General features: G+C 35.0%; 13 protein-coding genes. 5 read left to right on the top strand and 8 right to left on the bottom strand.

The features are described 5' to 3' along the window. The coding region (locus A6M14_RS00575; RefSeq protein WP_081310355.1) for a transposase family protein at window positions 1–266 on the top strand (266 nt) is incomplete at its 5' end. 119 nt (window positions 267–385) lie between these two features. On the opposite strand, the gene A6M14_RS00570 is transcribed toward A6M14_RS00575, so the two are convergent. Next, window positions 386–772 carry a hypothetical protein gene (locus tag A6M14_RS00570; RefSeq protein ID WP_152872829.1) on the bottom strand — a complete coding sequence of 129 codons (387 nt, stop codon included), beginning with the start codon at window positions 770–772 and terminating at the stop codon, window positions 386–388. 152 nt (window positions 773–924) lie between these two features. On the opposite strand from A6M14_RS00570, the gene A6M14_RS00565 reads away from it, so the two are divergent. Then, window positions 925–1,146: a DUF6500 family protein gene (locus A6M14_RS00565; protein ID WP_378226831.1), complete on the top strand. Its 222-nt coding sequence runs from the start codon at window positions 925–927 to the stop codon at window positions 1,144–1,146. A 73-nt stretch (window positions 1,147–1,219) separates the two neighbouring features. Here the strand turns inward: A6M14_RS00565 and A6M14_RS00560 are convergent, their stop codons facing one another. Next, on the bottom strand, window positions 1,220–2,017 hold the full coding sequence (locus A6M14_RS00560) for a hypothetical protein (RefSeq protein ID WP_152872828.1): 798 nt from the start codon (window positions 2,015–2,017) through the stop codon (window positions 1,220–1,222). Window positions 2,018–2,190: 173 nt separating this feature from the next. Here A6M14_RS00560 and metG point away from each other — a divergent pair, with 173 nt between their 5' ends. Further along, window positions 2,191–4,248 (top strand): methionine--tRNA ligase, encoded by a 2,058-nt coding sequence (gene metG, locus A6M14_RS00555; RefSeq protein ID WP_188110826.1) that lies wholly within the window; start codon window positions 2,191–2,193, stop codon window positions 4,246–4,248. A 285-nt stretch (window positions 4,249–4,533) separates the two neighbouring features. Here metG and A6M14_RS00550 read toward each other — a convergent pair whose 3' ends face one another. The 6 genes from A6M14_RS00550 to A6M14_RS00520 all read right to left on the bottom strand — a co-directional run bounded on the left by A6M14_RS00550 (window position 4,534) and on the right by A6M14_RS00520 (window position 8,693). Beyond that, on the bottom strand, window positions 4,534–5,505 hold the full coding sequence (locus tag A6M14_RS00550; protein WP_152872827.1) for a DUF3644 domain-containing protein: 972 nt from the start codon (window positions 5,503–5,505) through the stop codon (window positions 4,534–4,536). A gap of 458 nt (window positions 5,506–5,963) precedes the next feature. Further along, a complete protein-coding gene (locus A6M14_RS00540) occupies window positions 5,964–6,629 on the bottom strand; it encodes a DUF799 domain-containing protein (protein WP_152872826.1) in 666 nt (221 codons plus the stop codon). Beyond that, window positions 6,626–7,000, bottom strand: coding sequence for a DUF4810 domain-containing protein (locus tag A6M14_RS00535; RefSeq protein ID WP_152872825.1), 375 nt, complete (start codon window positions 6,998–7,000; stop codon window positions 6,626–6,628). The genes A6M14_RS00540 and A6M14_RS00535 overlap by 4 nt, the downstream gene beginning before the upstream one ends. Window positions 7,001–7,013: 13 nt before the next feature. After that, window positions 7,014–7,688, bottom strand: a complete 675-nt coding sequence (locus tag A6M14_RS00530) for a CsgG/HfaB family protein (RefSeq protein ID WP_152872824.1) — start codon at window positions 7,686–7,688, stop codon at window positions 7,014–7,016. Window positions 7,689–7,795: 107 nt separating this feature from the next. Further along, window positions 7,796–8,377 (bottom strand): LysE family translocator, encoded by a 582-nt coding sequence (locus A6M14_RS00525; protein WP_152872836.1) that lies wholly within the window; start codon window positions 8,375–8,377, stop codon window positions 7,796–7,798. Window positions 8,378–8,510: 133 nt separating this feature from the next. Next, window positions 8,511–8,693, bottom strand: a complete 183-nt coding sequence (locus A6M14_RS00520) for an NF038215 family lipoprotein (protein ID WP_152872823.1) — start codon at window positions 8,691–8,693, stop codon at window positions 8,511–8,513. A 167-nt stretch (window positions 8,694–8,860) separates the two neighbouring features. On the opposite strand from A6M14_RS00520, the gene A6M14_RS00515 reads away from it, so the two are divergent. Together A6M14_RS00515 and A6M14_RS00510 are read left to right on the top strand one after the other, a co-directional pair. Beyond that, on the top strand, window positions 8,861–9,730 hold the full coding sequence (locus A6M14_RS00515) for a 1-aminocyclopropane-1-carboxylate deaminase/D-cysteine desulfhydrase (RefSeq protein WP_152872822.1): 870 nt from the start codon (window positions 8,861–8,863) through the stop codon (window positions 9,728–9,730). Window positions 9,731–9,790: 60 nt separating this feature from the next. Beyond that, the gene (locus tag A6M14_RS00510; RefSeq protein ID WP_152872821.1) at window positions 9,791–10,990 is read left to right on the top strand and encodes a BaiN/RdsA family NAD(P)/FAD-dependent oxidoreductase; all 1,200 of its coding nucleotides are present in this window, start codon (window positions 9,791–9,793) and stop codon (window positions 10,988–10,990) included. Window positions 10,991–11,019: the final 29 nt, after the last annotated feature.

Genomic DNA, 11,019 nt, shown 5'->3' with positions numbered 1-11,019 from the left:
GGTATTTAGGGATAAAAAAATTGGGTTTTGGATGCCTCATGCCATCTAAAGCAAAGAAAACTGAAAAATTAGATTCTGAATTAAAAAAGTTAAATAGAGAGATTGGTCGTAGACGAATTCAAGTAGAGCATGTATTTGGAAGGATGAAATGTTTTAAGATTTTATCTTGTGTATATAGAAATCGTCGTAAAAGATTAAACCTGCGGTTTAATTTACTTGCTGGCATATACAATTTAGATTGGGTGAAAGATAAACAATTAAATTGATTGAAAAATGATTTATGAAGGAAGTCTATTGTATTTGCTTATTTGAAACATTAAAAAAGCGAGAGCCATTTAAATGACTCTCGCTTTGATTAAAATAAAATTTTGAAAGATGAAATAAATTAGCCTTTAAACTTATTTAGAATATCCGATGCTTTTTTCTGAAGCTCATCGAGTTTTTCAGTCGCTTGCGCTTTAAAATCATCAAATTTTTCAGAAGCATCTTGCTTGAGCTCATTGGCTTTTAGCTTCGCTTCATCTAACTTTTGAGTTGCTTCCGTTTTTAGATGATCTAATTTATCTTTTAAATCACCATTGTGTTCATTCGCATCTTTTTTCAAATCATTTAAAGCTTTTTCACCTTCAAGCTTCGCTTCTTTTGCAGAATGCTTTACATCATCTACAAGTTTTTCGCCTTCAAGTTGTACTTCTTTGGCTTTTAGTTTTACATCTTCACCAAGTTCAGCAGCTTTATTCTTTAAATCATCTAAATTATTCGTATTCGACATTATTTTTCCCTCATTGTTATTAAATGGACTTAACTATTATTTATACAGATAAATGTCTTAAAAAAAAATTAATTCATCAAATAGAAACAAAGTAGATACATAAAATTGCGTATAGTCTCTCTTTCATTCTTATTTATATTAAAGCGACTAACATGCTGAATCATTTACTAAAAGAAAAAATCATCAATATTTGTGATAAAAAAATTAAAAATAAAGGTGAAAATGTCGGCTTATCTTTTTATGCATTCTTTGCCAATAAAAATGATGATCCTGAAACTTTAATGCAAGTTGCAACGTGGTGGATTCAAATACATCAGCTTGATCATTTCGAGAAAGCGACAAAAATAAAGCAGCTTATTTCACAAGAAAAATAAACTGCTTTATTCGACTTCTTTCATAAATCTAAAAGTGACTTATGAAAAAATTGGATGGTAACGAAATAATTATTTAAGCACGAACGGTACTGATAAAACTCACTGCGCTAAACAACCAAATAAATAAAATAAAGCTTCGTTCTTGGTTAAAATGCTCAACATCTGTACCATGCAACATATTATGACGCGTTGCCGTTACCACAGAGCTGCTATCCATTTTATAAGCCGCTAATTCTGCAAAATAACGGTTTAATTCAACTGCAATTTTCGACTTATGCCACAAGCTTTTAATTTCATTACCTTTTAAGCCCGGAACAATTTTATAAACATCAACAAATTTTGTTCCGTTCTGCTTTAAGAAACCTGTTTGAACTAAAACTTCTGTCAAAATCCCTTCTAACTGTGCATATAAAACAGGGATACAACCTGCATGAAAACCGAGTTTATACAGTTTTAAAGCTTCTAAAATCACAAGTCTGCGTTGTGCTTTATTGTCACCAATTTCAAGCGCATCAAAAGCTTTCAACATTTCTGTTTGAAAATGTTCACCGTTAATCACATCTAATAATTTAAATTCAGATGCATTTTCAAAATTTTGGTTTTCACGCCAAAAATACAGTAAATTTAACGCATCATTGGCAACTTTCTCACCCAAAGGTTGATTGAGCTGATCTGCCAAAACATTAAAATATTCTTCATTTTTCGATAATGATTGAAGCGTTTGAACTAAAAAAGTATGTTCATCTGCAGAAATGGCTTCTAAATATTGTTCTGCCTCTTTTAAAATATGATTACCCAGCTGTTTATTACGCTGCTCATTTTGCGGAATACGCGTTACAGGTTGGTCGAAATCAAAATCATCATCGATCATGGGTTTATCACTCTTTCGGCATTACTTTAATAGACTATTATCACTGTTATTGGCTTCGCAATATATAAATATTTACTTTATGAAAAGATTTCACTGAAACCTTTGTGCATCTGCGCGATATCTCATGTAAAATTATGCCCATTGCATAAAATACGAATGAGAGAGTTATATCCGTGCGTAATATTTTAGTTACTAACGCCCTTCCATACGCCAATGGTCCAATCCATATGGGTCACTTACTCGGTTATATCCAAGCAGATATTTGGGTTCGTGCCATGCGTGCAATGGGTCATAACGTGACTTATGTATGTGCGGATGATGCTCACGGTACTGCAATTATGCTACGTGCCGAAGCAAATGGCATTTCACCTGAAGCACAAATTGCCAATGTTCAAAAAGAACATGTACGTGATTTTGATGGTTTTGGTGTTCATTTTGACCATTATGACTCTACAAATAGCGATGAAAACAAAGCACGTTCATCTGAAATTTATATTAAAAACCGTGAAGCAGGCAATATTGCTGTACGTCCTGTTTCTCAGTTATTCGATCCTGAAAAAGGCATGTTCTTGTCAGATCGTTTCATTAAAGGCACATGCCCTAAATGTAAAGCGGAAGATCAGTACGGCGATTCATGCGAAGTTTGCGGTACAACGTATAACGCAACTGAACTGTTAAATCCAAAATCGACATTAAGCGGTGCTGCTCCTGTAGAAAAATCTTCAGATCATTACTTCTTTAAACTTCCAAACTTTGCAGAATACTTACAAAAATGGACACGTGATGAAGGTCGTTTACCTGTTTCAATTGCGAATAAGTTAGATGAATGGTTTGAAAATGGCTTAAATGATTGGGATATTTCACGTGATGCGCCATATTTTGGTTTTGAAATTCCAGATGCGCCAAACAAATATTTCTACGTTTGGGTAGATGCACCAATTGGCTACATGTCGAGCTTTGAAAACTACATTAAAACCAAACGTCCTGAACTGAGCTTTGACGATTATTGGAAAAAAGATTCTAAAAATGAGGTGTATCACTTCATTGGTAAAGACATCGTTTATTTCCACGCATTGTTCTGGCCTGCAATGCTTGAAGGTGCAAACTACCGTACGCCATCAGGTCTATTCGTAAATGGTTTCTTGACTGTAAATGGTCAGAAAATGTCGAAATCTCGCGGTACATTCATTAAAGCGGAAACGTATTTAGAGCATTTAAACCCTGAATATTTACGTTATTACTTTGCGTCTAAACTTTCTGACAAAGTTGAAGATTCTGACTTGAACCTTGATGATTTCGTTCAAAAAGTGAATTCTGACCTTGTTGGTAAAGTGGTAAACATCGCAAGCCGTTGTGCAAAATTCATCAATACTAAATTTGATAATAAGTTAAGTGCAACATGTGCAGAGCCTGAATTGGTTCAAAGCTTTATTGATGCAGGTGCTTCTATTGCTTCTCAATATGAAGCGCGTGAGTTCTCTGCTGCTATTCGTGAAATCATGGCACTTGCGGATAAAGCCAACCAATATATCGATGAGAAAAAGCCTTGGGCACTCGCGAAAATTGAAGGCGAAGAACAACAAGTTCATGACGTTTGTTCTGTAGGTATTAACTTATTCCGTCAATTGGCTGTTTACCTTGCGCCTGTGTTGCCGACTTTGGCTGAACAAGTTCAAGCATTCTTACAGTTAGATGCGTTTGACTTCGCTTCTCGTGAAACGATTCTTGTGGGTCATGAAATTGCATTGTTCCAACCATTGATGCAACGTGTTGACCCGAAAGCTGTTGCTGCCATGGTAGATGCTTCTAAAGATTCTTTAGCGGCTCCTGCTGAAGCGCCAAAAGTGGAAAAGAAAAAAGAGAAGAAGGTAGAAAAGAAACCTGAACCTAAAGTAGGCGAAGCTGAAATCATTAATATTGATGATTTTATGAAAGTTGACCTTCGTGTGGCTGAAGTTTTAGAAGCTTCTACTGTAGAAGGTTCTGACAAGCTTCTTCAATTGACTTTAAATGTCGGTGAAGCTGAACCACGTAATGTGTTTAGCGGTATTCGTGAGTTTTACCAACCTGAAGACTTAAAAGGCAAATTGGTGGTAATGGTTGCTAACCTTGCACCACGTAAGATGCGTTTTGGTATTTCTAACGGTATGGTTTTAGCTGCGGGTAATGGCGAAGGTGTTTGGGTGATTTCTCCTGAAACTGGTGCTAAAGCTGGTGACAAAGTTTCTTGATTGTTGGATTAAGATTAGAAAAAGCCTCTACATTGTAGGGGCTTTTTTATGCCTTAAAGTTCCCTCTCCTTTTTTAAAGGAGAGGGTTAGGGAGAGGATTTATTGAATCACTGCCTCATTTTGAATTTATAAAACATATTTTCCTTGCGTAGGCATTGCTTTACTTTTGAAAGATGAAAAGTGCAACTTTGCAAGGTAACAAAAAGCTCTTGTTCACTTCATGATACATCCCTGTACCACAAGTGAACGGCGACATCCATGTCGCCTCCACAACCTCAAATAAAATTACGAAGTTAAATTTTTTTGACAATATAATCTAACTATTTGCAGCCAATTTTCATAATAGTGCCAATGCTTTTCAGCAACAAAAGTTCCGTAACCATTTTTTGGATCTTTTGCATTATGTTGTTTAACTAAAATAGTATGCTTATACATATTAAAGGCTTTAAATCCTTCTTTTTGCATTAATTGTACAATTTGTTTAGGTAAAAATTTGGCTTTTTCAGTCTCTTTAATGACAGCATATTCTTTATTAATACCTTCAGCCAACGGTGAATCAGATTTGACGAATTCAATCACTCTATCAGCTTGACCTTTACGATTTGCTGTCTTAGGCACAAATAGGATTCTGTAAGCATACTTTTGACTTGAAAACTCCTCCTGAGCTAAGGATTCATCAAAATCCAATATATAAGATGCGATATTTTTAGGTAGATTTTCCTGATCGATCAATAATTCTTTTTGTTCTGTATTAATAGTTGAAAATTGCAAACTAAATGCAAGATGATTTTCAATGCCTAAGTTATCACCAAAAAAATGTTTTAAGTAAGTATTATAATTTAAACAGCAAGCTTGAAATCTAGCACTTAATAAGTCGTCAATTCGACTTGTCATTTGATGCTCAATTTCGTGCCTGAGTCCTATCAAAAATCTTAAATTATTTGCCGAATCTCGATCAATCGGACTACTGGCATCATTTAAACATCGCTCTAATTCCCAATGTTTATAAGCACCCTTAGACGTTTTATCAAATCTCTTTCTTCCATTAATAATTTTAAAATATCGATATTCAATATTTTCTTTCCGGAAATAAGCATGCATTAAGTATGTCCACGCAATATTCATTAAGACAATAAAAGATTCCGATTTAAAACTCATACTAGGATTATTAAATATTTGGACAGCAGCTAAAGCCGATTCTCTAGATTTCTTAACCAACTCATTCCTAATGGAGCCAATTTGCCTATTCTTCGCCATATAGTTACTTTTATTCAATTTTATTTGATACTGCTTACTATAATGTTAAATTTAAAACATATCCAAGAAATGATAAAAATGATAAAAATGATAAAAATGATAAAAATGATAAAAATGATAAAAATGATAAAAATGATAAAAATGATAAAAATGATAAAAATGATAAAAATGATAAAAATGATAAAAATGATACAATACTTTAAAACCTAAAAGAAACCTATGAAAACATTAAAACCCTTATTCCTCACATTCGCCCTAAGCACCAAAGCCCTCACAACCCAAGCAGTTAAACCAACAACCATCCCAATGTAAAAAAATCGCGGGTACTACCATCACCAAATCGGCAATACCCAAATCACAGCCCTATTCAATGGAACAAATTAATTTATTTTTAACATTTGCTCTTACAGTAATTACTGAATTAAAAAAATCCCCTACTCGAGGGGATTTTTTACATCTTAATTTGCATTCTGAACTGCTTTCGGTGAACGAGGTCCATACAACAAACCCTTATTCTTCTTCTGATTCACATAAAACAAATTCGAACTCACAATACGAGAAACATCATACCCCGTATCACTCACTTGATTCGAAACCTGATTAATCAAAGCAGAAACCAACATGCCCGTTAAAGAATTATTGTTGTCATTACTACCTTGGCGTTGCTTATTACGACCTTCCCAAAGCAAAGCACCTGTATTCAAATCAACCAACTTCGCTTCAACTTCAACCGTAACAACCGAATCGATCAACTGATATTGCGAACCATATTGCTTCACTTTCAAATACATCACTGCATCTGCACCAAAAATTTCTTTGAGCTTTTTCAAAGGAATACTTTGTGCATCGAAACCATTGGTCACACCATTTTCTTTAAGCATGGTATCAACAACAGTCACAGGAAATACATAGTAACCTGCCTCTGCAAGTGGCGGTGTTACCGTAGCCCAAAAGCTATTGGTTGCGCGCGTATCTGGCGATTCATTAATTGGTGGTAAAACCAAAATAGAAGCAGGTACATGTGCCATATAAGCAGCACGATCTTCAACTTGATCTGCCAATGCATAAGTAGAAAATAAACTTAAACTCAAAGCCATAGAAGTGAAAAGACTGAATTTTTTCATTTTTTCACTCCATTTGAATTTTTAGCACCCATGCGTTGTAGCAAACGGTTCATCAATACAGTAGATTCAGGATAAACCTGCTTTTCTAGCTGAAAATACATAGCAGCTTGTTGCGCATTTTGAATATCTAAATTCAATAGACCCAAATGTGCATATAAACCTGGTGGTACAGCACGATTTTCTGCTTTAGATTTTTCAAGATCTTTTTCAAGATGTGCAATTTGCTCTAAAGGAGATGTCTTCGACTTCTCACTCATATAATTATAAGTTTGTTGAGGAAATGCCCCCCAACGGTACAAAGATGTTGCTCCGCCACCACATCCAACCAAAATAAGGCTGAGTCCGATAAGTGCTAAAACTGTTTTTTTCATCAGCTAAAACCTATTATCGAATTGACCATTTACCCGATTGAACATCTAAAACAAGATTATTTACAGCTTCACGAACTGCTAAATCGAGTACTTTTCCATTCAATGTAGAATCGTAAGATGCATTTGTACCAAAGCCTAAAATTTCACGTTCGCTTAATGCGTACTCGCCTGCACCTTGTACAGAATGAATCACTTCAGCAGTTTTTACATCTACGACATTTAGGTTCACTTTTGCATAAGCAATTTGTGTTTTACCACGACCTAAAATACCAAATAATTGATGATCGCCTACTTCTTTACGACCAAACTCAGAAACATCACCCGTTAATACATAACGTGCGCCTTTAATCGCTTGGCTTGATTTAGAGAAACCTGCTTCTTGTTGTAATTCAGACAAATTGTCACGGTTTAAAACAGAGAAATAACCTGTTTGCTGTAAGTGCGTTTCTAAAATTGTTTTTGCCTGACCACCTAAACGGTCAACATTGTCAGAAAAAATACCACGCATGTAGCTTGAACGGTTATCAAACTTACCAATAGATACAGGTGTTTTCACTCCGTTATAACGTACCGCAGATGTTGCAGCAGTAACTTGTGGAGATTGAAGTGTTTTAGATGTTTCAACAGTTGAGCATGCAGTTAAAAACAAACAACCCAAAACCGTTACAAGTAATGATTTATTTAGCATAATTTCCCCTAGTTTTATCACTGGCTATTTTTAGAGCGCGTATAATATCAAGCCAATTTCGATTTTAATGTTTATTTTGTGTTCTAGTTTACATTTTGATTTAAAAGCTATTTCATACCAAAAATAAGTTTAATGCCTAAAACCGTCATTACACCGCCTGCAATTCGGTCAAATACTTTTTTAAACTTTAAATAAACTTTACGTGGCTTTTCGGCTGAAAGTGCCATTGCCACTAATGAATACCAACCAGCATCGATAAAGAAGCACAAAATAGGCAAAACAAAATAATAATAAGTTGGAATTTCTTTTGGTAATAATGCTGTAAATACACTGGCTAAAATAATCGCAATTTTAGGATTGCTAAGTTGCACCACCAAACCCGAACGATATGCTTGTGCAAATGTCATTTGTTTTGCTTCATCGCTTCCCATGCTCATGGGTTCTTTTGCATGACGAATGATTTTGAACGCAAGCCAAAGTAAGTAAATACCACCGCAAATCTTTAATATTAAATATGCAGATGGCACAGCCAACAAGATGGCTTGTAAGCCCAATACAGCTAACAAACCAAATAAGGCTGCGCCTGTACCTGTACCTAAAGCTGTAAATAAACCATGTTTACGTGAAACACCTATCGAATTTTTTGCTACATAAATAAATGCAGGACCAGGACTTACCGCACCCAACATTAGGGCAAATGCAATCGAGCATAAAATTAAGAATGATTCCACAAAAACACCTTGGAAATATGAGCAAAAAATTCTGTGCAAGTTTACGCTTTCACGTAAAAATTTGCTTTAAAAATTTAATGAAATGTAGCTGTTATTTTTGCTGAATTCGATTATTCAATGTTTCATCTATTTTATAATCTTTATCGTGAACAGGAACGCCACCAATAATCATGGTACGTGCTTCTAATTGAGGCTGTTCCGTTGCTGTTTGTGTATCACATGCCACTAAACTAAAGCTTCCGAATATAATTAAAACTAGGGCTGTATTTTTCATAGCAAATCCCTCTTCCTTATTTTCAATATCAGCATAGCATTACTGAATAAAAAACATACATATTATTTTCTTATAAATGATTCATCAAAATTTAAATGAATATCTCAATCTTATATTTAGCGTTAAAATCATCAAACAGACACATAACCGAATGTTTTTATAATTTTATGTTTGATGATATTGCTGAAAATATTCCTGAACAATCTATTCAATTGCATGGCGTAAACATCACCATAAAACGTCTAGATTTAGTTCATCCTGCGATTTCGGGTAATAAGTTTTTTAAACTCAAATATAATTTTCTAGAGGCAAAAAGCTTAGGCTATTTAGGTGTTTTAAGCTTTGGCGGTGCTTTTTCAAATCACATTGCTGCAACAGCTTTTGCAAGTCATCAATTTGGTTTCAAGAGTATCGGAATAATTCGTGGTGAAGAACTTGCTCATCAATCTTTAAATCATACTTTATTTACTGCTCAACAATTTGGCATGCAATTAGAGTTCATTTCCCGTGAACATTATCGCTTAAAAGATTCAGCTCATTTTTTAGCGCAATTAAAAGAAAAATATCCTGACTATTACATTATTCCCGAAGGCGGAACCAATGATTTAGCCATTCAAGGCTGTAAAGAAATTTTAACTGAATCGAATAAAGCGAATTTCAACTTAATTTGTTGTGCAGTAGGAACAGGCGGAACCATTTCAGGACTGATTGAATCAAGTGCAAAACATCAAAATGTGCTTGGTTTTTCTGCTTTAAAAGGTGATTTTTTAACGAAAGATGTTCAACAGCTTACGCATAAATATAATTGGAAAATCACAGATGAATTTTGCTGTGGCGGTTACGCAAAAACCACACCTGAACTTTTACAATTTATGCAAAATTTTGAACATGAATTTGCAATTCCTTTAGAGCAAGTTTATACCGCAAAAATGTTGTTTGGACTTTCCCAAATGATTCAACGACAAGAGATCAAACCATCTACACGTATTTTGGCAATTCATACAGGTGGTTTACAAGGTCGCCTTAAAACAGAATAAGTCTGAAAAACAGCGTAAAATTGTCTATAATGCCCTGCTTTTATCTCCTGTGAGTTTGTCATGTCTGCAAATCAGTACGATGTTTTAGTTTTAGGTGCTGGTGCATCTGGTTTGATGACAGCCTATATGGCGGCTCAACGTGGTCGTAAAGTTGTTGTGGTTGAAAAAGCCAATAAAGTGGGCAAAAAAATTCTAATGTCTGGTGGTGGTAAATGTAACTTCACCAATCTATATGTAGAGCCATCTAACTTTATATCTCATAATCCGCATTTTGTAATTTCTGCTTTGTCGCGTTATACAAACTGGGACTTTATAGGCATGGTTTGCGAATACGGCATTGAATATGAAGAACGCAAACACGGTCAATTATTTACCCTCAATGGCGCAAAAGAAATTTTAGCGATGCTTTTGGCAGAATGTGAAAAAACAGGTTTGGTCGATATTAAAACCAACTGCGAAGTGAAAGCTATAAATGCCTTAGATGATCAAGGTTTTCAAGTTGCGACAAATATTGGCTATTTCCATGCAGAATCTGTTGTGGTTGCTTCAGGTGGTTTATCTATTCCAACATTAGGCGGTTCTGCGATTGGTTATGATATTGCCAAACAATTTGGTCATCATGTTTATCCTACACGTGCAGGGCTTGTGCCATTTACATTCACAGATGGCTTTAAAGAAGTAACCACTCGTTTAAGCGGTAATGCCGTTGAAGCAACACTTTCAAATGACTTAAACAGCTTTACAGAAGCGTTATTATTTACACATCGTGGATTAAGCGGTCCAAGTTCACTGCAACTTTCAAACTATTGGGATGCAGGTCAAAGCTTTAAAATTGACTTCTTACCCGCTGTAGATTTAAAAGATTTCTTCAAAGCAAAAAAACAAAGCCAACCGAAAGTTTTATTACGTACCCTGTTGTCTGAATATTTCCCTAAAAGTGTAGTTGCGGAATTACAGCAACTCATTTGGGTAGAACAAGCAGAAATATCTATTGCCAATATCAGCGATGAAAAACTTGAACACATTGCATCACGTTTGCATGCATTTGAAGTTAAACCATCAGGAACTGAAGGTTATAGAACGGCAGAAGTTACTTTAGGCGGTGTGGATACAACAGAAGTTTCATCAAAAACAATGGAAAGTAAAAAGCAAAAAGGCTTATTTTTCGTGGGTGAAATTCTAGATGTAACGGGTCATTTAGGTGGTTTTAACTTTCAATGGGCATGGTCTTCTGCACATGCCGCATCGGAATATGTATAAAAGATCATACTTTTTTAGAGTGATTCTTC

Origin of the sequence: Acinetobacter portensis (assembly GCF_009372215.1) — a bacterium.
Classification (GTDB): domain Bacteria; phylum Pseudomonadota; class Gammaproteobacteria; order Pseudomonadales; family Moraxellaceae; genus Acinetobacter; species Acinetobacter portensis.
Note: the sequence above shows the minus strand (reverse complement) of the source record. Positions and strands in the feature narration are given on the sequence as shown.

Excerpts from the sequence above, each read along its gene's own strand:
- A6M14_RS00520 (WP_152872823.1), bottom strand. The coding sequence starts at position 8,693 with ATGAAAAATACAGCCCTAGTTTTAATTATATTCGGAAGCTTTAGTTTA.
- A6M14_RS00525 (WP_152872836.1), bottom strand. The coding sequence starts at position 8,377 with ATGTTGGGTGCGGTAAGTCCTGGTCCTGCATTTATTTATGTAGCAAAA.
- A6M14_RS00535 (WP_152872825.1), bottom strand. The coding sequence starts at position 7,000 with ATGAAAAAAACAGTTTTAGCACTTATCGGACTCAGCCTTATTTTGGTT.
- A6M14_RS00565 (WP_378226831.1), top strand. The coding sequence starts at position 925 with ATGCTGAATCATTTACTAAAAGAAAAAATCATCAATATTTGTGATAAA.
- A6M14_RS00570 (WP_152872829.1), bottom strand. The coding sequence starts at position 772 with ATGTCGAATACGAATAATTTAGATGATTTAAAGAATAAAGCTGCTGAA.
- A6M14_RS00510 (WP_152872821.1), top strand. The coding sequence starts at position 9,791 with ATGTCTGCAAATCAGTACGATGTTTTAGTTTTAGGTGCTGGTGCATCT.
- A6M14_RS00540 (WP_152872826.1), bottom strand. The coding sequence starts at position 6,629 with ATGAAAAAATTCAGTCTTTTCACTTCTATGGCTTTGAGTTTAAGTTTA.
- A6M14_RS00530 (WP_152872824.1), bottom strand. The coding sequence starts at position 7,688 with ATGCTAAATAAATCATTACTTGTAACGGTTTTGGGTTGTTTGTTTTTA.
- A6M14_RS00560 (WP_152872828.1), bottom strand. The coding sequence starts at position 2,017 with ATGATCGATGATGATTTTGATTTCGACCAACCTGTAACGCGTATTCCG.
- A6M14_RS00550 (WP_152872827.1), bottom strand. The coding sequence starts at position 5,505 with ATGGCGAAGAATAGGCAAATTGGCTCCATTAGGAATGAGTTGGTTAAG.
- A6M14_RS00515 (WP_152872822.1), top strand. The coding sequence starts at position 8,861 with ATGTTTGATGATATTGCTGAAAATATTCCTGAACAATCTATTCAATTG.